This is a genomic window from Bradyrhizobium sp. USDA3010 (assembly GCF_056429065.1).
In genome coordinates, this window is record NZ_JBWJZD010000001.1 from 522,287 (window position 1) to 544,592 (window position 22,306).

Sequence of the window (22,306 nt, forward strand, 5' to 3'; positions counted from 1 at the left end):
ATTTGCCTGACCCGCGCTTCAAGTTGAGATTTTGCCGATGGACATGAGCTGGAAGGACGTCCTGGAATCGATCCAAATGGCAGCGCGCTCGGTCGGCGCCGAGATCGCCTCGCCCTGGTTCTATCTGCAGTTCGGCATCATCCTCGCGGCCGCGGGCCTCGCCTACGCCGCCGATACCGCCATTCATGCACGGGTCAACATGTCGTCGCTGGCGAGCCGCTGGCCGCTGCCGCTCCGGCACTTTGCCCGCGTGATGGTATCGAGCGCCTCCACCGCCGTGTTCGCGATCCTGATGGTGATCTCGCGCATCGTGATGTGGCACGCGACCTGGCCGAGCCGCAGCTATCTGATCGCAGTCTCCGCCAAGCTGGCGCTGGCCTGGCTCGTGATCCGCCTCGTGACCTCGGTGATCGACAACGCCTTCATCGTCAAACTGGTCTCGGTCGCGGCCTGGGTGGTCGCCGCCCTCAGCATCATCGGCCAGCTCGACTGGGCGGCCGATACGCTGGATTCGTTCGCGGTCGTCGTGGGCGGTCTGCGGCTGACGCCGCTGCTGCTGATCAAGGCCGGCGCGGTGCTGATCCTGGCGCTGTGGCTGAGCAATATCGCCAGCAATTTCATCGACGGCCAGATCACCCGCTCGACCGACCTGACCCCGTCGATCCAGGTGTTGCTGGTCAAGATCATTCGCATCGGCCTGATGGTGGTCGCGGTCGCCATTGCCTTGAGCGCCGTCGGGATCAACCTGTCGGCGCTGGCGGTGCTGTCCGGCGCCGTCGGCGTCGGCATCGGTTTCGGCCTGCAGAAGATCGTCGCCAATTTCATCTCGGGCATCATCCTGCTGGTCGACAAATCGGTGAAGCCCGGCGACCTCGTCACCATCGGCGACAGCCAGGGCCGCATCAGCGCGATGAAGACCCGCTACATCTCGGTCGCCGCCGGCGACGGCCGCGAGTTCCTGATCCCGAACGAGGACCTGGTGACGCAGAAGGTCACCAACTGGACCTACACCGACAAGAATACGCTGGTGAAGATCGCTTTCGCCGCCAATTACGACGCCGATCCGAGGCTGGTCTGCAAGCTCGCGATCAATACCGCGACGGCCCACGCCCGCGCGCTCAAGGGCAAGCCGCCGAACTGCATCCTGACCGAATTCGCCGAGCTCGGCATGAAGTTCTCGCTGACCTTCTGGATCGCCGATCCCGACGGCATGGACAATGTGAAGAGCGACGTCATGCTGTCGCTGTGGGATGCCTTCAAGCAGCAGGGCATCAAGGTGCCCTACCCGGTGCGGGAACTCCGGATCCGCGGCGGCGCGCTGCCGGTCGAGAGCGCGGTCGAGGTCTCCAGCTAGCGCCTCCGTGCGGCTTTTTCGGACAAGCGGCCGCGGCTGTTCCGGATTTGGCCCGAAAAATCAAGCCGTTTGAGCATTGTCCCCATGCCCAACCTTGGCTTGCGCCGGGCGCGCCGATCATTAAATTAGGGTCTGAAATCAGCCCCTTGCCCGCAGAAACATCCCGACCATGAGCTATATCGACGCCACCGACACCTCGCTTCGCAAGACCGGCCAGATCAAGCTGCACGGACCGAGCGGCTTTGCCGGCATGCGCAAGGCCGGCGCCCTGGTGTCGAAATGCCTCGACGCACTCACCGACATCGTCAAGCCGGGCGTCCCGACTTCGGTCATCGACGACTTCGTCCGCAAGTTCGCCTTCGACCACGGCGCCTATCCGGCGACGCTGATGTATCGCGGCTATCGCTACTCGACCTGCACCTCGATCAATCACGTGGTCTGCCACGGCATGCCGGGCGACCGCCCGCTGAAAGAAGGCGACATCGTCAATGTCGACGTCACCTTCATCGTCGACGGCTGGTACGGTGATTCCAGCCGCATGTATGCGATCGGCGCCATCGCGCGGAAGGCCGAGCGGCTGATCGAGGTGACCTATGAGGCGATGATGCGCGGCATTGCCGCCGTCAAACCCGGCGCCACCACCGGCGATATCGGCCACGCCATCCAGAGCTTCGTCGAACCGCAGGGCATGAGCGTGGTGCGCGACTTCTGCGGCCACGGCCTCGGCCGCCTGTTCCACGACGAGCCGAACATCATCCATATCGGCCGCCCCGGCGAAGGCGCGCCGCTGAAGCCCGGCATGTTCTTCACCATCGAGCCGATGATCAATCTCGGCAAGCCGCATGTGAAGATCCTGTCCGACGGCTGGACCGCGGTGACCCGCGACCGCTCGCTGTCGGCGCAGTTCGAGCACTCGGTCGGCGTCACCGCCGACGGCGTCGAGATCTTCACGCTGTCCGAGCGCCACGGCGAGAAGCCGTGGGTTCAGGTGTAAGCGGCGGCGCGATCAATAATCGCTCCGCGTACGCCTCTCAATCTCCTCGGGCGTGTGGTTCTCGCCGACCGACATCGCGCAGATCCGCGACAGATGCAGATAGGATAGCCCGGTCTCCTCCGCCCAGGCGTTGAACTGCGCCTGCACCTTGGCGAGATCGCGCTTCGACTTGACCTCCTCGGCGATATCGAGGCCGGCATCGCGCAGGCAGGCGACGACGTCGCGCGAGGTGACGAAACCGTCCCAGCCGAGGAAGCGCAGCAGCATCTGCCCGGTGTTGCCGCCGAGCCGGCTGCCGCGCTTGGTCAGCAGATCCAGCAGCCCGATCTCGTCCGATGACGGCCACCCCGCGAGGAATTTGCCGAAGCTGCCGTGCTCGCGCGCGATCTCCTGTACGAAGCGGCCATTGTCGCGCACCGACATGATCTTGGCGCCGTTGCGCACGATCCTGGTGTCGCTGGTCAGCTTCTCCCAATATTCGTCGGGCTTGAAGGCGAGCTTGGCGGGCTGGAAGCCGAGAAATGCATCCTCGAAGCCCGGCCATTTGGCGTCGATCACGCTCCAGGCGAAACCCGCGCAGAACGCGCGCCTGGTCATCTCGGCCAGCACGCGGTCGTCGCCGAGCTTTGCCAGCGCCTTGGCGCCCGCCGGCGGCCGCAGCAGTTTCTCGAGCGCCTTCGGCCCGCCCTTGCGCTTCTCCGCGCGCGAGCGGATCACCTTGAATGATGTCACGCCGCCCTCCCCCTTTTTGATCCTGAACGTTGCAGGTAACGGTAATTCGCCCGTCGCGCGGTGGCAAACCGGGACATTGCATCGCCCCTTGCAAAACGCGGCAGGCACGGCATGGTTGTGACCGATGCCCGCCAAACCCGACGCCAGCAACGACGACACCGACGAGACGCCGCATTATCACGGCCATCGCGAACGGCTGCGCGAGCGCTTCTACGCCGCCGGGCCGGACGCGCTGACCGATTACGAGCTCTTGGAGATGGCGCTGTTCGCCGCGATCCCGCGCCGCGACACCAAGCCCTTGGCCAAGGCGCTGTTGAAGAAGTTCGGCTCCTTCGCCGAGGTCGTGCATGCGCCGGTGGCGCGGCTGCGCGAGGTCGACGGTGTCAAGGATGCCTCGATCAATCAGCTCAAGCTGCTCGCCGCGGCAGCGGCCCGGATCGCCAAGGGCGAGATCAAGCGCAGCATCGCGCTGTCGTCCTGGAACGACGTCATCGACTATTGCCGCACCAGCATGGCGTTCGCCGACAAGGAGCAGTTCCGCCTGCTGTTCCTCGACAAGCGCAACCAGCTGATCGCCGACGAGGTGCAGCAGACCGGCACCGTCGATCACACCCCGGTCTACCCCCGCGAGGTGATCAAGCGCGCGCTCGAACTGTCCGCGACCGCGCTGATCCTGGTGCACAATCATCCCTCCGGCGACCCGACGCCGTCGCAGGCCGACATCCAGATGACGAAGGCGATTGTCGAGATCGCAAAGCCGCTCGGCATCGCCGTGCACGACCACATCATCGTCGGCAAGAACGGGCACGCGAGCTTGAAGGGTATGAAGCTGATTTGACGCCTGGGCAAGCCGCCCACTGTTGCAGACCCCGTTTAATATCGGTGTTTGGGATAAAGCGGAAGTCATTTGCCCGGCATGCCGTTTCTCACTTTGACGCGAAACGGACCTTCGAAAGGGCCGCGTGTCGCCTACGCTAAGCCAGCGGAGTGATCGAATCGAGCGGGGAGGACAATCCAGTTCGGTGATCGATGTTTTTGTCGACGAACTCGACCTGTCCGAGCTTTGGTTTCAGCAAGGGCCCCGAAGCGGCTGGCTGCCCCTCGTATCATCCGTCTGTGTTGCTGAAGCTCTACGCAGCGCAGAAGAGCTGATTGCAGCTCTCGTCTCCTCACCGATTTCAACGCCCTAGACCATCGTGACCGGTGTGGTATCATCAGGTTGCACTCGTCGTGCTTTCGTCCTGTGACTTTCCTATCCCTTGAAAAAGGAGGAACTGCACATGAGATCGTCAGTACGAAAGCGATGGCACCTCATTGCCCCCGGGCTGGGCCTTGCGTTGCTGGCCGCCGTAGACCAATGGGCGTGGGCGGCAGACCCACAGACACGGGGGCCGGAGCGGATCGAGCACATTTTGGTCATCTACTTGGAGAACCGTAGCTTCGATAACCTGTATGGCCATTTCCCCGGAGCCAACGGACTGCAGGACGCCAGCAAGACGGCGACGCAGACCGATCCGCAAGGGCAGGTTTACGTCACCTTTCCGCCGGTAATGAGTGATCGCACCAAGCCCCCTGAGCCTGACAAACGCTTTCCCGCGGACCTTCCCAACGCGCCGTTTCTTATAGACCGTTACGTGCCGATCCACGAGAAGCACGCGGATGACCTAGTGCGCAGCTACTATCGGCAGCAACAGCAGATCCATGACGGAAAGATGGACCGCTTTGTCGCCATTTCCGGCTCGGGCCTGACCATGGGCTACCATGACACAAGTCAGACGGCCTTGTACCGCTATGCCGAGCGCTACACGCTGGCCGACAACTTTTTCCACGCAGCATTCGGAGGCTCATTGCTGAACCACTTTTGGCTGATTTGCGCTTGCACACCGCGTTTCGACAACGCGCCGCCGGCCATTCGAGCGGTGTTGGATGAGAAGGGTAACCTGGTCAAGGACGGCGCGGTCACGCCGGACGGCCGGGTCGTGTTTACGGTCTTCACAGTGTATGCGCCCCATCCCTCTAGTGTGAAGGATGCCAGTCTGCTGATGCCCCCTGAGACAATGCCGACCATCGGAGACCGCCTCACGGAAAAGGGCATCTCCTGGGCCTGGTACTCCAGTGGCTGGAACGATGCCTTGGCCGGCAACGCGGACCCGTTATTCCAGTTCCCTCACCAGCCCTTTGCTTACTTCAAGCAGTACGCGGACGGCACTGAGGCCAAGCGCGAACACTTGAAGGACGAGGCCGACCTAATCAAGGCAATCGAGAGCAATAGCCTGCCGGCTGTGGCGTTCTACAAGCCGATTGGGCCCAAGACCCAGCATCCTGGCTACGCCGATGTCGCGTCGGGAGACCAGCACGTCGCCGACATCATTTCGAAGATCGAACAAAGCCCGCTGTGGTCCAACACGGTGATCGTTGTGACCTATGACGAGAATGGTGGTTTCTGGGATCATGTGCCGCCTCCAGTCGTGGATCGGTGGGGGCCTGGACTACGCGTCCCGACCCTGATCATTTCTCCGTTCGCCCGACGCGGCTTCGTGGATCACACGTTCTACGACACCACCTCGATCTTGAAGATGATCGAGGTCCGTTACGGTCTGACGCCTCTGGGGGAACGCGACGCCCACGCCAACGACCTGCTCAACAGCCTCGACCTGTACGGCCCCGCCCACTGATCCGTCGGCGCAACCGCCGTATTTGTGGCGGGGGGCGCGTGATGGCCTTCGGAGTGAATCAACTAGGCTTTGGTGTATTTGTAAAAAAGGCGCTGCAAAGCCGGACATTGGTTCGGTTGACGCGTTCAAGCACGCTTTTCTGAAAGCCCATTCGATTGCCTCCTTCAATTCGCAAAGCCGCGGGCCAACGAACCCTTACCAACCTCACGTCTTTGAACAACTTGGCATTAGCACGGACATGAACCCGAAGATTATACGTGCCGGCACCCCGAAACCTAGTCAGGTGTCTTCGGCGCCAATTTTCGAACTGGTTGCGAGCGGCGATGCGGAAATTGGTCTCGCTACGATAAGCGAGATTCTCCAAGCGCCTGGTGTAGAACTCGTCGGACCCGTTCCCGCTGAAATCCAGAGCTTCATCATCTTTACGGCGGCCATACCGGTCAATGCGAAGGACACGGCAGCGGCTAAGGCTTTCGTCGATTTTCTCACTTCTTCAAAGGCGACTGCGATCCTGAAATCAAAAGGGCTGGAATAAGGCTGATCGGAATGCCCCAAACGTCGGCAAATGGCCTTAGGCGACATCGGCTGGCGAGGGCAAGATATCGGCAAAACGGGACAAGCAGACCTCTTGCTCAACAGAATTGATGACGCGCCGTGAGCGAAAATGACTTAACGTGGGCGTGCAGCATGCTGCGGGATCATCACGAACAGGCCCTTCTTACCGATCCCAATCGCCGTCCCCTCTCCTCGCGAGCGACAGTAAAAATCCCCCGGGATCAAAGCGATAGCCCGCAAAGTGGTTTGCTGCGCAACCATCCCTCCGGCGACCCGACGCCGTCGCAGGCCGACATCCAGATGACGAAAGCGATTGTCGAGATCGCAAAGCCGCTCGGCATCGCCGTGCATGATCACATCATCGTCGGCAAGAACGGGCATACCAGTCTGAAGGGCATGAAATTGATGTAGTCTCGCCGCGTTGAGACGCGTCACACCACCGCCGGTCCCTGCCCACATCGAGGCGCCTCCACGGAGATGATCATGTCGAATGGTCCCAGCGCGGTTCTCTCTTTCGACGAGATCGACGCGATTGCACGTGACGCCGTTGCAGAAGGACAGGCGGACCGCAGGCAGGCTGCATCGCAGAAGATCCAACCGCTACGAAAGGCCCAGCGCCACCAGCCTGAGGCCGCGATGGCGTTGTTATGGATTGTCGACGAACGAAGCCTCGCGAGGGAAGAGGCGGCCGACATTCTTGCGGAGATAGCCGACGCCCACGATGACGACATCGCTATCCTCTCGAGGCTCGGCCTGTGCCTCGAAGCCGTTCGCGACATCGACGATCTGAATGCGCCGCCGCCGGAACACCCGGTATTTCAGACGATGGTCGCAAAGCTGGGCCGCCTCGCTAGGCGCTACGAGGGGCAGCCTGAACAGGAGCTCGTCCTGCGCGGGCTCGCCACGTCGGCGCGAATGATGGCGCGCCAGCACGATGCGATCGCCGAGGACAGTCTTCGGAGACTGATCGGAATCGATCCGCAAAAGAGCGCATATCATTACAATTTGGGGTTGTTCTACAAGACGCGCGGCAGATTCGCCGAAGGCGTGGCGGCAAACCGCGCCGCTGCAAGCCTGTCACAAGAGGCTGTCGACAGCACCGAATGGAACCTCGGCATCTGCGCCACGGGCGCAAGGGACGCCGCGACCGCGTTGGGCGTGTGGAAGCGCATGGAGCAGAAGATCAAGCCTGGACGCTTTGGGTTGCCGGAGGGTGGATATCCGGCTTGCAAGGTGAGGCTTGCCGCGCGTCCCCTTGCTGAGCGGACGGCAGATCGTGATGACCCAGGCGAGGAGGAGACCGTCTGGATCGAACGGTTGAGTCCGTGCCATGGCATTATCCGCAGCGTGCTGTACCGCGATCTCGGCGTCGACTATGGCGACGTCATCCTCATTGACGGCGCCCCGATCACGCATCACACCTATGGCGAGCAGCAGATACCGGTCTTCCCGCATCTGGCAACGCTGCTGCGCCGGAATTACCAGTTCTTCGCTTTCGCGGGCACGCAGCAGACGGCACGGCAATTGGCCGACATCAGCGAAGAGTTGGACGGGGACGCCGTGATCTCTTCGAACTCGGAGAGCTTCAGGATCATGTGCGCAAATTGTTGGCGCAACCCCGATATCGATCACGCTGAGCACGAGACAATGGAAAAGCACGTCGTCGCCGGTCGCATTGCCGCGTCTCCCGACATCGCGCCTGCCCAGCTTCTGGACATGATCGACAAGGCGATCGCAGAACGCGGAAGCTGCCAGCTTTATGCACCCGATCTTTGCGCTGCAGCGGGACAATCGGCGCGCGAGCGGATCGACCGACGGCGGTTTGCGCTGCTGACGGGCAACTAGTGCGATCATCCTGGCACGAACAGGCATGCGAGTTTGAAGGGGGTGCGGTTGATGCAAGCGCCGCCCTCGGCCTGCCCTTGCGTCACACGATCCATGACAACTGCCGCTAAACTAGCCAATGCAACGTTTTCCGCGCGGCGGCGTTTGTTGCAGGTTGATTTGCCAGTTCCAGGATGGCTTCGTCGCAAGCCTGGGGGGACCGATGTCCGATTTCGTGATCGAGGAAGGGCTGCCCTATCCGCTGGGGGCCCATTGGAGCGGCCATGGCACCAATTTCGCGGTGTTCTCCGCCAACGCCACCAAGGTCGAGGTCTGCCTGTTCGACGGCGAGCGCGAGACGCATCGCTTCGAGCTGCCCGAATATACCGACCAGGTGTTTCACGGCTTCATCAACGGCGTACAGCCCGGCACGTTCTACGGCTATCGCGTGTACGGCCCCTACCAGCCCGACGGCGGCCACAGGTTCAATCCGAACAAGCTGCTGCTCGATCCCTATGCCTGTGCCCATGCCGGCAGCCTGACCTGGAATCCGGCGGTGTTCGGCTACAAGATGGAGACCGGCGACGATTTGACCTTCGACGAGCGCGACAGCGCGCCGTTCATGCCGAAATGCGTGGTGGTCGATCCCAATTTCGACTGGGTCCAGGAAGCGCAGCGGCAGGACGTGCACTGGGACGAGACCGTGGTCTACGAGACCCACGTCAAGGGTTTCACCAAACAGCATCCGGGCATCCCCGAGAACCTGCGCGGCACCTATGCCGGCTTCGGCGCGAACGCGGCGATCGATCATCTGAAGGCGCTCGGCATCACTTCGGTCGAGCTGCTGCCGGTGCATTCCTTCATCAACGACAGCAATCTGCTCGAAAAGCACCTCACCAATTATTGGGGCTACAACACAATCGGCTTCTTCGCGCCGGACCCGCGCTATGCCGCCGACGTGCCGAACAGCCTGCGCGAATTCAAGGAGATGGTGTCGCGGCTGCATGGCGCCGGGCTCGAAGTCATTCTGGATGTCGTCTACAACCACACCGCCGAAGGCAATGAGCGCGGCCCGACGCTGTCGTTCAAGGGCATCGACAATGCGAGCTATTACCGGCTGCTGCCCGACAAGAGGCGCTACTACATCAACGACACCGGCACCGGCAACACGGTGAACCTGTCGCATCCACGGGTGATCCAGCTGGTGATGGACAGCCTGCGCTACTGGGCCGGCCACATGCATGTCGACGGCTTCCGCTTCGATCTCGGCACCATCCTGGCGCGCGAGGTCTATGGCTTCGACGAGCAGTCCGGATTTCTCAAGGCGATGAACCAGGACCCGCTGCTCGCGACCGTCAAGCTGATCGCCGAGCCCTGGGACTGCGGCCCCGGCGGCTATCAGGTCGGCGGCTTCCCGCCGGGCTGGGCGGAATGGAACGACAAGTATCGCAACACCGTGCGCGATTTCTGGCGCGGCGAGGCGGCGCCCGGCGCGCTCGCGCCGCGGCTGCTTGGCTCGCACGACGTGTTCAACCGCGAGGGCCGCCGCACCTGGGCCAGCGTCAACTTTATCACCGCGCATGACGGTTTCACGCTGAACGACTGGGCGAGCTACAACAACAAGCACAACGAGGCCAACGGCGAGCACAACAACGACGGCACGTCCGACAACCACTCCTGGAATTGCGGCGCCGAAGGTGCGACCGACAACCCCGAGATCCGCACTTTGCGCGAACGCCAGAAGCGCAACATGCTGGCGACGCTATTGGCCTCGCAGGGCACACCGATGCTGCTCGGCGGCGACGAGTTCGGCCGCACCCAGCGCGGCAACAACAACGCCTATTGCCAGGACAACGACATCTCCTGGTTCGACTGGAATTTTTCCGACGACGCCGAGAAGCTGCTCGCCTTCACCAGGCGGATGATCAAGCTGCGGCGCGACTATCCGATCCTGCGCCGCAGCCGCTTCCTCTCCGGCGATCGCGATTCCCAGCTTGAGATCCGCGACGTGGTCTGGATCAACAGCTCGGGCGTGGAGATGGCACAGGCCGACTGGACCACCGGCTGGATCAAATGCTTCGGCGTCGTGCTCGACGGCCGCGCCCGCAAGACCGCCATCGCCCGCGCGGGCGAGGACGACACCGTGCTTGTGATCCTCAACAGCTACGAGGGCGAGGTCGACTTCAAGCTGCCGCCGACGTCCGCCGGCCCGCAGTGGTCGCTGCTGCTCGATACCAACGCGCCGGAGGAACCGGCGGGCGCGCAGTTTGGGTTCGGGGGCACCTACAAGACGGCCGGGCGTTCGTTCGTGCTGCTCACGGCCGGTGAGATCAAGTAGGGCGGATTAGCCGAAGGCGTAATCCGCCGCAAACCGACCACGGATGGCGGATTACGCTTCGCTAATCCGCCCTACAAAGTTGCTCGCCGCGGCTGGCGTGCAGCTCCACTCAGACCGTGCAGGCCTGAACGATCTTCGGCAGATAGCCCTGGCAGAAATCCAGATAGGTTCGCACGATGGTCGATTGGTGACGGTGCGGCGGATAGAGCAGATTGAGCGACCACTCGGGCAGCGGATGCTGCGGCAGCAACCGGACCAGGCGTTTCTCTTGGATCGCCGCCGCTGCCAGGAAGGGCGGCAGCTCCGTGACCACGTCGCCGCGCAGCGCGCGGGTGCACAAATGATGATAGTCGTTGGTGGACAGCACAGCCTTGGGCTCAACCACATGCCCGCCCAGCTCCCATCGCACCTGGGTGTCGATCCGCGATGCCCATACCGCGCACGGCAGGTGACGTAGCGCGTCCGGATCTTTCGGTTGCCCGAAGCGCTTGACCAAGCGCGGACTGGCCACGAGCACATTGCGGAACGACAGCACGCGGCGCGCCACCATCGCCTCGTGAACGATCGCACCGACCCGAAGCGCGACATCGATACCGTCCTCGACCAAATCGACGCGACGCTCGGTCGAGTAGAGGTGAACCTGGATGTCCGGATAGCGCTGCTGGAAGGCGGCCAGCAGCTCCCACCACGGCTCGAATGTCTGCGGCAGCGACAGGCGCAAACGTCCCTTCAACTGCATCTGGTCGTTGACGACGGCCTGCTCGGCTTCCAGCAGCTGCTCGATGCCCTGGACGGCGCGCTCGTGCAGCCGCGTGCCGGCATCCGTCAGTTTCGCGCCGCGCGCCGATCGCTCCAGCAACTGGACCTTGAGCTGCCGTTCGAGGTCCCTGATCCGGCGGCTCAAGGTCGGCAGCGGAACGTCGAGGCGGGCGGCTCCCGCCGAGAGGCTGCCGGCCTGAACGACCGCGACGAACATCCTGACCGCGTTGAGATCCATGCGAGCAGCCTATCATATCTGGAAGGCTTGTTGCCAATCGTAGGCATTCATTTTCATATCTGGTTGGCCTACCTCTCCGGCCATGAGGGACCTCGCCTCCGGAGAGCCTATGAAAACGAGCATCCTGACAGCCATGACATTCGCGCTCGCAAGTTCGGCCGCATCGGCCCAAACACCAGCGTCACCGCCGCAACCCGTCACCGTCGCGAACTACGCGCGGGCACAAACCGACGTCTATTTCGCCGGCGTGGTCAAAGGCGGCGGCTTCGGAAAATTCCGTCATGGCCGCGAGCTTGCACCACCGGTGCAGCAAGGCATCGTCCGCCCCAACCGCGACACGCTGTACTCGTTCGCGATCTTCGATCTCGATGCCGGGCCGGTGACGATCACGCTGCCGGACGGCGCCAGGCGCTTCATGGCGATGCAGATCGTCAATGAGGACCAATACACAACTGGTGTCTATTACGGCGCGGGCAGCCACACCCTGACGCGCGAGGCGATCGGCACGCGCTATGCCATTGCGGTGCTCCGCTTCCTGGTCGATTTCTCTGATAGCGAAGAGATCCGGCAGGTTCACGCGCTGCAAGACGCAATTGTATCGAACCAGCAGCGCCCCGGTACGTTCGATATTCCGAACTGGGATGAAGCCAGCCTCAACAAGGTCAAGGCGGCGCTGCTGCAGCTCGGCACCACGGTCTCCGATACGCGGCGCATGTTCGGCGCCGACGCGCACCAGGTCGATCCGGTGAAGCATTTGATCGGCAGCGCCATGCTGTGGGGCGGCAATCCCGAGAAGGACGCGCTTTATCTCCCGGTCACGCCGGCGCGCAACGACGGCAGCACGGTCCACACGCTGACGGTGAAGAACGTTCCCGTCGATGGTTTCTGGTCGCTCACGGTCTACAACAGTGACGGCTATTTGCAGCCGAACCCAGCCAACCTCTATGCGGTGAACAGCATCACCGCCGCGAAGGCCGCCGATGGTACGACCACCATCCAGTTCGGCGGCTGCGACGGCAAGGTCGCCAACTGCCTGCCGATCACGCAGGGGTGGAATTACACGGTGCGGCTGTTTCAACCGCGGCCCGACGTTCTCGATGGCAACTGGAGATTTCCCGAGGCGCGGCCTGCGGATTGAGCCGCATCCGATGTAATGATCCCTCCAAGGTCCCCTCCCCGCGACCCCGTCGGCCAATTGACATTCGCCGTCGGGGTGCCAGACTTCGCGGAAAATTAGGGGTGGAGACCTCTGGATGGCCAATCTTTCGGCCTCGAATCACGTCGCCCGTGTTTTATCGGCGGCCAATCAGCTGGCCGGCGTCGACACCGAGGCGCGGATTGCTGCGTCCTGGCGGCGCTGCGTGGTCAATCACAACCTCGATCCGGCCCGGCGCGGGCCGCCGCAGACCCTGACCGAAGCCGAGGTCCGGCATATCGCCGAACCGATGGAGGATTTGATCCAGGTCGCGATCCCGGAGCTTGAGGATCTTGCCCGCCTGCTCCACGACTCCGGCTACTGCGTCAACCTCGCCGATCCCAACGCCACGATGCTGGTGAGCCGCCTGCCCGGGGGCGACTACGCGCGGATGTTCCTGGAGTGGAAGATCTACACCGGCTCGAACTTCGCCGAGACCTTCGAGGGCACCAACGGGCTCGGCACCGCGCTCGCCGAGCAGCGGCCGATCATCGTGCATGGCGACGAGCATTTCCGCGAGCAGTGGCACATGTTCACCTGCGCGGTGTCGCCGCTGTTCGATCATGCCGGCCGGCTCGCCGGCGCCGTCAACATCTCATCGTGCCGCAGCGATCTCGGCCGCAGCGCGCATGAACTGGCGCTCGCCGTCACCGCGGAAGCGACGCGGCGGATCGAGCAGTCGTTCTTCCGCCGGCGCTACCGCGCCTCATGGATCGCGACGCTGCCCGGCGACGGCCACGGCATGCTCGCCTATGACGACGACCGCCGCGTCGTCGGCGCCTGCCGCACCGCGCGCGGCGAGTTCGGGCTGACCGATGCGATGATCGATGACGGCATCGACCTGTCGCGCCTGGTTCAACTGGACGATCGCGCGACGCATTCCGCGGACGAACCGGTCACGCTGCGCCGTGCCGACGGCACGCCGTGGGGCCGCGGCTACCTCGCGCCGCCGGTGCGCGCGCGCGTCTCCCGCCTGCCGCCGGCCCCATCGCGCGAGGCGCCGGCCGGACAGTTTTCCGGCCTGCACCGGCTGGCGGGGCGCGATCCCGTGCTGATCAAGGGCGTGAAGCGGCTGATGACAGTCGGCAATCTCGATCTGCCGATCCTGCTGCGGGGCGAGACCGGCGCCGGCAAGGACGTGTTCGCGCGCGCGATCCATGCGGCGAGCAATCGCGCCGGCCGCAACTATGTCGCGCTGAACTGCGCGGCGATGCCGGAGAGCCTGATCGACGCCGAGCTGTTCGGCTACGAGGCCGGCGCCTTCACGGGCGCGCGGCGCGAGGGATCGAAAGGGCTGATCGTGCAGGCCTCTGGCGGCACATTGTTCCTCGACGAGATCGGCGACATGCCGCTGTCGCTGCAGACACGTCTGCTCCGCGTGCTGGAGAACCGCGAGGTCTGGCCGCTCGGCGCGCTGAAGCCCGTCGCCGTCGACATCCGCCTGATCAGCGCCACCCATCGCGACCTCGCGCGGATGGCCGAGGACGGCAGCTTCCGCTCCGACCTGTATTACCGGCTGCGCGGCATGGAGATCCGGCTGCCCGCCTTGCGCGAACGCACCGACCGCAGGGACATCATCGTGCAGATCGCCGACGAGGAAGCGCCGCTCTGCCGGATCGCGCCCGATGCCTGGGCGCAGCTGATGGCCTATCCGTTCCCCGGCAACATGCGCCAGCTCCGCCATGTGCTGCGGCTCGCAGGCGCCACCGCCGAGGGCGGCGTCATCACCGAGGCCGATCTCGATTTGCCGCCGTTCGGCACCCGCCATGTGGAGGCCGATCACGCGGCGGCCGAGCGCGCCGCGATCGTCGATGCGTTGCGGACCAATGACGGAAGAGTGACGAACGCTGCCAAGGCGCTCGGGCTCAGCCGCGCGACGTTGTACCGGAAGATCAAGGCGTTAGGGATCGAGCTGGACGGCTAGATCAGAACGGCACCTGTTGTTCCGGCCGTGCGGGAAAGGTGCTATCCTACGCCTTTCATTCAACGCCACGGAGCGGGTCCCATGACACGGTTTCCCCTCGCAGTGGTCGTTGGCCTGTTTGCCGCGACCATTTCGCAGCCTGCCGCCTCGGATTCTACTGAACAACGATTGGGCAAAGTCCATTTTGCGACATCCTGCAAACCGGAAGCGCAGGAGGCGTTCGATCGCGCCATGCTGTATCAGCATTCGTTCTGGTACAGCGCATCGCGACGCACCTTCGAGGAGGTGCTCGAGGCCGACCCGCAATGCGCCATCGCCTATTGGGGGATCGCGCTCAGCTATCTCTACAATCCGCACGGCCCGCCGCCGCCGGAGAACCTTCCGCTCGGCCTCGAAGCCGTGAAGAAAGGCCAGGCGCTGGGCGCGAGCACTCCGCGCGAGCGCGAATACATCGATGCGATCGCGGCGATGTATGTCGACTATGACAAGGTCGATCACCGCACCCGCGTGCAGAGATTCCTCGCGGCTGAAGAGCAGGTCGCGACGCACTATGCCGACGATGACGAGGCGCAGATCGCCTATGCGATCACGCTCAACGTCGCAGCATCCCCGAGCGACAAGACCTATGCCAACCAGCTGAAAGGTGCGGCGCTGCTCGAGCCGATCTTCAAGCGCCAGCCCGAGCACCCCGGCATCGCCCACTATCTGATCCATCTCTACGACTATCCAGCACTCGCGGAGAAGGGCCTGCCCGCGGCGATGCGCTATGCGAAGATCGCCGAACGCGCGCCGCATGCCCAGCACATGCCGTCGCACATCTTCACGCGCGTCGGCTACTGGAAGGAGTCGATCGCCTCGAACAAGGAATCCGCGCGCATCGCCAAGGAAGACGGCGAACAGCAGGATCAGGCGCACGCGATGGACTATCTGGTCTATGCCTATCTCCAGCTGGGCCAGGACAAGGAGGCGCGCGCGGTGGTCGACGAGCTCGGCAAGCTCGAGTTCAAGCAGGATCGGTTCGCCGGGCCTTACGCGGTGGCGGCAAGCCAGGCCCGCTATGTGTTCGAACGCGGCGACTGGAAGGGCGCTGCGGCGCTTGTAGTCCGTCCGACCAAGTACGCTTACGCGGACGCCATCACATATTTCGCACGGGCGGTCGGCGCAGCGCGCTCCGGTGATCCGGCCGCGGCCAAGGCCGACATCGCCAAGCTCGTCGAGCTGCGCGACAAGTTGAAGGACGCCAAGGACGCCTACTGGTCGAACATCGTCGACATCCAGCAGCAGATCGCGAGCGCCTGGGTGCTATATGCCGAAGGCAAATACGACGAGGCGCTCGGCGCGATGAATGCCGCCGCGGAGGCGGAAGACAAGACCGAGAAGCATCCCGTCACACCGGGGCCGCTCGCGCCGGCGCGCGAGCTCTACGCCGCCATGCTGCTCGATCGCGGCAAGGCCGCCGACGCGCTTGCCGCCTACGAGGCCGTGCTCAAGAAGGAGCCCAACCGGCTGGCGGCCTATGTCGGGATGATCAAGAGTGCCAGGGCGGCCGGCGATCAGGCCAAGACCCGGGAATGTGCCGATCACATCGCCCGGCTCACCGCGGATGCGGATCTATCGCGGCCGGAGCTGATCGAATTGCGCCAGACAACCGGAAGCAAGCTGTGATGCCGGTGACCACATGGCGCAACGGTGGTGCGGCGCTGCTCGTCGCCGTTGCGCTCTGTCTTTGCCACGTGCGGCCACTTGGCGCGATGGAGATCCTCGGCCAGGCCGGCGTGCTCGGCGAATGGGAGCTGACCGGGCATCTCACCGAAAGCGGACCGGATGCGCGCAAGCAGTTCGCCGGACCGCTGAAGATGAAGCATGTCGGAATCTGCGCCCAGGATGGACCCGAGGAACGCGCCGGCGAGATCCGGCTGCAATTCACGGGCACGGATTCGCAGGTCACGGCCGAACTGGTGCTGGACGGCGCGCCCTGCACCTACAGTGCCCGCAAGACGCACAATTACGAGGGCACGCTGTCCTGCGAGGGCCGCGCGCCTGTCCCGCTGCTGGTGTGGCTCAAGTAGCTGCTCCCGTCAGGCCGCCGGTCGCGAGCGGCGCAGCCATTCGTTCAGATCGATGCGGCCGAGGCGCGCCTCGCCCAACGGCACGAGCGAGTGCTCCTCGACCCGGCCGCCCCAGTAGAGCGCGTCTGGGTCTCGCACCACCTGACGCGGGTCGCCGATCGTCTTCAGGTAGCGGGCCACGATTTCGTTGAACGGCGCGCGTTCCGGTCCGGCAATCTCGACGATGCCGTTGCGCGGCGGCTCGAGCGCCACATCGGCCACAAGGGCGGACACATCCTCCGCCGCGATCGGCTGGAACAGGCCAGGCGAGAGTCTGACGGTGTTTCCAGCTGCACCCGCATCAGCGATGGCTCCGACGAATTCCATGAACTGCGTCGCGCGGATGATGGTGTAGGGGATGCCGGACGCCTCGATGAGTTTTTCCTGGGCGACCTTGGCGCGGAAGTATCCGTTCTCGGGCGTGCGGTCGGTTCCGACGATCGACAGAGCGACATGGTGCTTGACGCCGGCCGGCGCCTCCGCCGCCAGCAGGTTGCGTCCGGAAGTCTCGAAGAACGCCATCACCGCCTTGTCCTCGAATGATGGCGAGTTGGCCAGGTCGATCACGACAGCCGCGCCGGCCAGTGCCTCCTTGAGCCCCTCGCCGGTGATGGTGTTGACGCCGCTCTTCGGCGAGGCGGCGACAACGTCGTGGCCGCGTTGCCGCAGAATGGCAACGGTCCTGGAGCCGATCAGTCCGGTGCCGCCGATCACAACGATCTTCATGATTTGGTCTCCCTTGTCGATGACCAGAGATCTAGCGATCTCGGGACGAGCCTGTGCTTCAAGCTTGCCGGCGGCAAGCGCGATGAGCGCCGCGGTTGATCGACATATCGACGAACGTTGCGGACTCGCAAAGCGAGATCGCGCGGACGTGCGGCTGACGAGGAGAGTTGAAGAACTCGCGCCACCGTATCGATCGCTCCTGCATGCGCGACAGCAATTATATCATGCCGCTCGCGTTGATTGCCCGTTCGTCAAATTGATCAGGATTGGTCAGCAGTGCTGATTGACTTGGGAGCCATGCCGCTCGTCGCGGCTTCAGGAAAACTCGTTCCAGCTGACGCGCCGCGCGTCGATGTCGCCGAGCGTGATCGGATCGTGGATGTTGCGCACGCTCTGGAAGCCGCTGCGCAGATAGATCAGCGGATCGACCGTGGTCACGGCGCGGACATGCTGGACTTCGCCGATGAAGATCGAATGGGTCTTGGTCTCGAGCTCCTGCGCCAGCACACAGTCGAACGCCGCGACGGCATCCTCCAGCACCGGGGCGCCGGTGGCGCCAGTGGTCCAGCGGCCGAAGCCAAAGCGGTCGTCCCCGTTGACGCCCTTCTGGCCGGAGAAGGTCAGCGCCAGCAGCGCGTGGTCCTCGTTCAGGAAGTTGATGACGAAATGGCGCTCGGCGCGGATGCGCTCATGCGCGCTGGCATTGCGGTTGACGCAGACCAGCACCGAGGGCGGATTGTCCGACAGCGAGCAGGCCGAGGTCACCGTCAGGCCGGTGCGCTGTCCCGGCTCGCGGCCGACCGTCACCAGCGCCACTGCGCCTGCGCAATGCCGCATCGCCTGCTTGAAACTCTGTGCGTCGACCGTCATGCCCTGACCCTGAACCGAAATAGCTCCCTCAAAGATATGCGAGACGGGGTGCGAGGCAAGCCCCGCACCCCGCCTATCTGTCATGCAGCCTTCTCGAACTCGGCGCCGAGATGCTTGAGCCGCGGCATCACCTCGTTCTTGAGCAGGTCCAGCGAGTGCCGCCAGGCTTCCGGCTTGTGCTTGTAGTCGAAGCCGAACACGCAGAGCACGCCGAAGCCGCCGACCTCCCGGTAGATCTTCTCGATCTTCTCGGTCACCGTCGCGGGCGAGCCGACGACCCAATTCCGGCGTGCGCAATATTCGACAGTGACGTCGCTGTCGGGCACGTCGGGCGCGTGCTTCAGATAGTCCTTGAAGCCGAAATGACCGAGCAGCGGCAGGAAATACTCGCCCATCATCCGGCCCATCATGTCGCCGGTCGACAGCCTCCACGCCTCCTCATCAGTGTCCGCCACGAACACTTCGCGCACCAGCCGCCAATCCCTGCGGCTGGGCTTGCGGCCGGTCTTGGCCGCGCCGGCTTCCACCGAGTCCCAGTGGCTGCCGACATAGGCTGGGTTGAGGTTGAGGCTCATCGGGATGAAGCCGCGCTCGCCTGCGAGCTTGAGCGTGTCGGAATTCTTCGACAGGCCGGCGACGCCGATCGGCGGATGCGGGCCCTGTAACGGCTTGATGTGGGGCTTGAGGAAGTCGAACATCGTGTCCGGCTTCGACACCGTCCAATACTTGCCCTTGTGCGTCCAGGGGCCCGGCTCCGACCACATCTTCAGGATGATCTCGAGCGCCTCGCGGGTCATGTCGCGGTTCTGGCCGGACATGCCGTCGACATTGAACATCGCCCAGTCGCTTGGCAGGCCGGAGGCGGCGACGCCGAAGTTCAGGCGGCCGTTCGAGAGATGGTCGAGCATCGCCACGCGGTTGGCGAGCTCCGCCGGGTGATGATACGGCAGCAGGAAGCCGCCGGGTCCGATGCGGATGTTCTTGGTCTGCAGCAGCGCTTGCGCGACCAACAGGTCGGGCGACGGATGCGGCTCCCACGGCGCGGTGTGATGCTCGCCGATCCAGGCTTCCTGATAGCCGAGCTCGTCGAGCCAGCGCAGCGTCTGCAGGTCCCAGTCGTGGCCCTCTTTCAGTCCGCACTCCGGCGGGTGCGAGGGCATGGTGAAGTAGCCAAGCTCCATGTGCGTTTCCTTCCTTCGCTTGAGGTTCAGTCATGCAATGCGTCTTGCCGCGCATTCGAAGATGCGTTGAGCAAGCGCTGTGCCAGCGTGGAAATCGCAGGAGAGGAGGAGAAAGGCGGCGTTTTCGGCTAGGTGCAAGCCATGCCTCGGGCCGAGCGAGGCGCTTGCCGCCTCATCGTCGCGAGACGGTGTCGCAGCGATGAGACGGACGCGGCGTCGGAAATCAACCGGCCGCGCGGCGCGGCAGCTTGTTGGAATCCGGCTCCGATGGCGCGGGAAGCTGCATCAGGATGGTCTGGCCCATCGAGGCGATCTCGATGCCCTCCTCCTGGAAGCGCCGCTTCATGCGGCGGTTGAACTCGCGCTGCACCGACCAGCGGCCGCCGTCGGTGCAGCGGATCTGGCCGACGATGGTCACGACGGAGCCGTCGACCTTGTCGACGCCCCACAATTCGAGATCGCCGCGGATCAGCGCGCGATACGCCGTCTCCTGGCGCATTTGGGCGACGATGTCCTTCAGCACGTCGCCGGCGCGGTCGGTGTCCTCCTTGTAGGACACGTTGACGCTGACCGCGGCATTGCCGGCGCCACGGCTGGCATTGGTGATCGTCGTCACCGCGCTGAACGGCACGATATGCACCGAGCCGTCGCCGGCACGCAGCCGCATGGTGCGGATTGAAACGTTCTCGACCACGCCCGACAGGCCCGACACCGTGACGGTGTCGCCGACCTGCACGGTGTTCTCGATCAGCAGGAACAGCCCGGTGATGAGATCCTGCACCAGCTTCTGCGAACCGAAGCCGATCGCGATACCGACGATGCCGGCGCCGGCGAGCAGCGGCGCGACATTGACGCCGATCTCGCTGAGCGCGGTGAGCCCGACCACCGCGACGATGATGCAGAACAGCGCGGTGCGCAGCATCGGCTGGAAGGTGCGCAGGCGCGCGGCGCGGGCGAAATGTCCCTCGCGCGACAGCGTATCGATCTGCCGGTCCATCAACGCATTGGCGACTTCCCAGATCACGGCCGCGGCGAGCGCGGCAATGCCGATCGTCACCAGGGCCGAGATCAGCCGAGAGCCGATCTGGCCGCCATAGAACCAGACGACGGCATCGACGCCCCACACCTCGAGCAGCGCGACGAAGCCGACCACGGCGATCACCGTCGTGACCACCTTGCGCAGCAGCGGCAGATAGCGGTTGGCGCGGGTCTCGAGCCCCGGGAAGCGCTGCATCAGGTCCGGGCTGATGCGGAAGCCGCGATCGATCAGGCTCAGCACCACCATGGTGACGAGCCGGGTGACCAGCAGCACCGCGACGGTGCCGACGAAATATTGCAGCAGCAGCGAATAGCCGTTGCGGATGTTGAGCGCCCACACCGCCCACAGCGCGAGATCGAGCGCGATCGCCAGCACATGCCAGAGCGAAGCGAGACGATTGCGCGTCCGTGCCGCAAGGCCGGTGCGATCGGCCGGCGCGCGGATGAATTCGGCGACCTGGCGGCGGCATTGCAGGATGATGACGACGACGAAGAGGTGCACCACCAGCATCACGAGCCGGAGCAGCGCGGCGTAGCCGGCGCGATGCAGCCCGAGCAGCAGCGCGACATTGGCAAAGGCGATGCCGGAGACGCCGACGGCGACGATGCGCCGCGCCCAGATCTCGATATAGGCCGCGGTCTCGGCACGGACCCGAAACAGACCGAACGGCCCCGCCAGCGCGCGTACCGCGCAGATCAGGACCCGCGAGAACACATAGGCGTTGACGACGGCGAGGATCACCAGCCGCGTGGTCGACTGATCGCCGATCTCGGTGCCGAGCAGCGCGGTGGCGATGCCGCCGAACACCACTACCGGCAGCAATTCGAGCAGCAGGCGGCCGAGCACGAAAGGCAGCCGGACCAGGGACTGCCAGGCCCGCGCCAGGCTGAGCCGGCGCCGATGCAGTTCCGGTTCCGGCGTGACGTCGGCGACCGACGACGGCGGATCGACGCCGGCGAGCGTCTGCACCGGCACGCGCGCGGTCTGCGGCAGCCGCGCCTCGAGGAACGCGACCGGCCGCTTGATCAGGCGGAACACCACCCATTCGGCAGCGAGCGCGCAGCCGAACACAAGCGCCAGCTTCCAGGCGATATCGATCAGCAGGCCATAGGCGGCGGGATCGTTGGCCGTACGCACGAACCAATAATAGAACGCGGGAAAATGCGTCAGCGTGCGCGCGACGTCGGCGACCTCGCGCGACATCTCGCCGACCTGCTCGGACACCATCAGCAAAAGCTGCGCGCCGAGGCTGTCGGCGGTGAGCGGGATCGGCGAATGCTGCTCGGGTGCGGGCTCCGCCGAGGGCTGGGCAGCAGCCTGCGGCGAGGCATTGGCGATGGCGCGCAACGTGTTGATCATCTCGCCGCGCTTCTTGTCGTCCTGCAGCGTCTCAAGCGCGCGCTTCGCCTGCTCGGGCGTCAGTGCATCGCCGGTACTGGGCTGCGGCGGCGCCGGCTTTGCGCCCGGCTGCGCAAGCGCGGGCGAGACGAACAGGGTGAGGATGAGAAGAATCGCAAAACGAAATCTGTGCGACACGATGGCCTCTATTAAAAGTCATTGCGCGACGGCTGATCCCTGGAAGGAATCAGCTCTCGCGCTCGCGCCATGTCGGATGCTCCTTTTCGCTCCGATGATGTGTCGGAAGTTTGCCTCTGTGGCGGCCATGTCTTGGCATTTGCCGCAACACAGACGTCACAAGTGTTGAGCGGCGTTTACGCATGCAGCGCGCACCCGGCTGGCCGGCCGATCGGCTCACCACACGTCAGGGATGAAGCCGCGGAATCTTTCGCTTGA

At 64.2% G+C, this 22,306-nt stretch carries 17 protein-coding genes and 1 pseudogene; 12 read left to right on the plus strand and 6 right to left on the minus strand.

Features of this window, described 5'->3' with window-relative positions; translation table 11 throughout:
- Window positions 1-37: 37 nt before the first annotated feature.
- Together AC066Y_RS02275 and map are read left to right on the plus strand one after the other, a co-directional pair.
- Window positions 38-1,354: a mechanosensitive ion channel family protein gene (locus tag AC066Y_RS02275; protein WP_478272461.1), complete on the plus strand. Its 1,317-nt coding sequence runs from the start codon at window positions 38-40 to the stop codon at window positions 1,352-1,354.
- Between the two features lie 169 nt (window positions 1,355-1,523).
- A complete protein-coding gene (map, locus tag AC066Y_RS02280) occupies window positions 1,524-2,348 on the plus strand; it encodes a type I methionyl aminopeptidase (protein ID WP_092122802.1) in 825 nt (274 codons plus the stop codon).
- Between the two features lie 12 nt (window positions 2,349-2,360).
- Here map and AC066Y_RS02285 read toward each other — a convergent pair whose 3' ends face one another.
- Window positions 2,361-3,080, minus strand: coding sequence for a DNA-3-methyladenine glycosylase I (locus AC066Y_RS02285; protein WP_478272462.1), 720 nt, complete (start codon window positions 3,078-3,080; stop codon window positions 2,361-2,363).
- Window positions 3,081-3,204: 124 nt separating this feature from the next.
- Here AC066Y_RS02285 and radC point away from each other — a divergent pair, with 124 nt between their 5' ends.
- From radC to glgX, 6 genes and pseudogenes are all read left to right on the plus strand, one after another.
- Window positions 3,205-3,918, plus strand: a complete 714-nt coding sequence (radC, locus tag AC066Y_RS02290; protein ID WP_478272463.1) for a RadC family protein — start codon at window positions 3,205-3,207, stop codon at window positions 3,916-3,918.
- A gap of 442 nt (window positions 3,919-4,360) precedes the next feature.
- The gene (locus tag AC066Y_RS02295) at window positions 4,361-5,755 is read left to right on the plus strand and encodes an alkaline phosphatase family protein (protein ID WP_478272464.1); all 1,395 of its coding nucleotides are present in this window, start codon (window positions 4,361-4,363) and stop codon (window positions 5,753-5,755) included.
- A gap of 22 nt (window positions 5,756-5,777) precedes the next feature.
- On the plus strand, window positions 5,778-6,290 hold the full coding sequence (locus AC066Y_RS02300; protein ID WP_478272465.1) for a molybdate ABC transporter substrate-binding protein: 513 nt from the start codon (window positions 5,778-5,780) through the stop codon (window positions 6,288-6,290).
- 266 nt (window positions 6,291-6,556) lie between these two features.
- A pseudogene (locus AC066Y_RS02305) lies at window positions 6,557-6,721 on the plus strand (JAB domain-containing protein); the annotation flags it as partial.
- 72 nt (window positions 6,722-6,793) lie between these two features.
- Complete coding sequence (locus AC066Y_RS02310) at window positions 6,794-8,155, plus strand: tetratricopeptide repeat protein (RefSeq protein WP_478272466.1); 1,362 nt, start codon at window positions 6,794-6,796, stop codon at window positions 8,153-8,155.
- A gap of 202 nt (window positions 8,156-8,357) precedes the next feature.
- Window positions 8,358-10,472, plus strand: coding sequence for a glycogen debranching protein GlgX (gene glgX / locus AC066Y_RS02315; protein WP_478272467.1), 2,115 nt, complete (start codon window positions 8,358-8,360; stop codon window positions 10,470-10,472).
- Between the two features lie 109 nt (window positions 10,473-10,581).
- Here the strand turns inward: glgX and AC066Y_RS02320 are convergent, their stop codons facing one another.
- Complete coding sequence (locus AC066Y_RS02320; RefSeq protein WP_478272468.1) at window positions 10,582-11,469, minus strand: LysR family transcriptional regulator; 888 nt, start codon at window positions 11,467-11,469, stop codon at window positions 10,582-10,584.
- 109 nt (window positions 11,470-11,578) lie between these two features.
- Here AC066Y_RS02320 and AC066Y_RS02325 point away from each other — a divergent pair, with 109 nt between their 5' ends.
- The 4 genes from AC066Y_RS02325 to AC066Y_RS02340 all read left to right on the plus strand — a co-directional run bounded on the left by AC066Y_RS02325 (window position 11,579) and on the right by AC066Y_RS02340 (window position 16,657).
- The gene (locus AC066Y_RS02325; RefSeq protein ID WP_478272469.1) at window positions 11,579-12,607 is read left to right on the plus strand and encodes a DUF1254 domain-containing protein; all 1,029 of its coding nucleotides are present in this window, start codon (window positions 11,579-11,581) and stop codon (window positions 12,605-12,607) included.
- A gap of 115 nt (window positions 12,608-12,722) precedes the next feature.
- Entirely contained in the window at window positions 12,723-14,588 is a 1,866-nt protein-coding gene (locus AC066Y_RS02330) for a sigma-54-dependent Fis family transcriptional regulator (RefSeq protein ID WP_478272470.1), read from the plus strand.
- Between the two features lie 81 nt (window positions 14,589-14,669).
- Entirely contained in the window at window positions 14,670-16,253 is a 1,584-nt protein-coding gene (locus AC066Y_RS02335; protein WP_478272471.1) for a hypothetical protein, read from the plus strand.
- Window positions 16,253-16,657, plus strand: a complete 405-nt coding sequence (locus AC066Y_RS02340; protein WP_478272472.1) for a hypothetical protein — start codon at window positions 16,253-16,255, stop codon at window positions 16,655-16,657. The genes AC066Y_RS02335 and AC066Y_RS02340 overlap by 1 nt, the downstream gene beginning before the upstream one ends.
- Window positions 16,658-16,666: 9 nt before the next feature.
- Here AC066Y_RS02340 and AC066Y_RS02345 read toward each other — a convergent pair whose 3' ends face one another.
- The 4 genes from AC066Y_RS02345 to AC066Y_RS02360 form a co-directional block, all read right to left on the minus strand.
- Window positions 16,667-17,422 (minus strand): SDR family oxidoreductase, encoded by a 756-nt coding sequence (locus AC066Y_RS02345; RefSeq protein WP_478272473.1) that lies wholly within the window; start codon window positions 17,420-17,422, stop codon window positions 16,667-16,669.
- A 315-nt stretch (window positions 17,423-17,737) separates the two neighbouring features.
- Entirely contained in the window at window positions 17,738-18,292 is a 555-nt protein-coding gene (locus AC066Y_RS02350) for a flavin reductase family protein (protein ID WP_478272474.1), read from the minus strand.
- An 80-nt stretch (window positions 18,293-18,372) separates the two neighbouring features.
- Complete coding sequence (locus tag AC066Y_RS02355) at window positions 18,373-19,473, minus strand: LLM class flavin-dependent oxidoreductase (protein WP_092122775.1); 1,101 nt, start codon at window positions 19,471-19,473, stop codon at window positions 18,373-18,375.
- Between the two features lie 223 nt (window positions 19,474-19,696).
- Entirely contained in the window at window positions 19,697-22,048 is a 2,352-nt protein-coding gene (locus tag AC066Y_RS02360; protein WP_478272475.1) for a mechanosensitive ion channel domain-containing protein, read from the minus strand.
- Window positions 22,049-22,306: the final 258 nt, after the last annotated feature.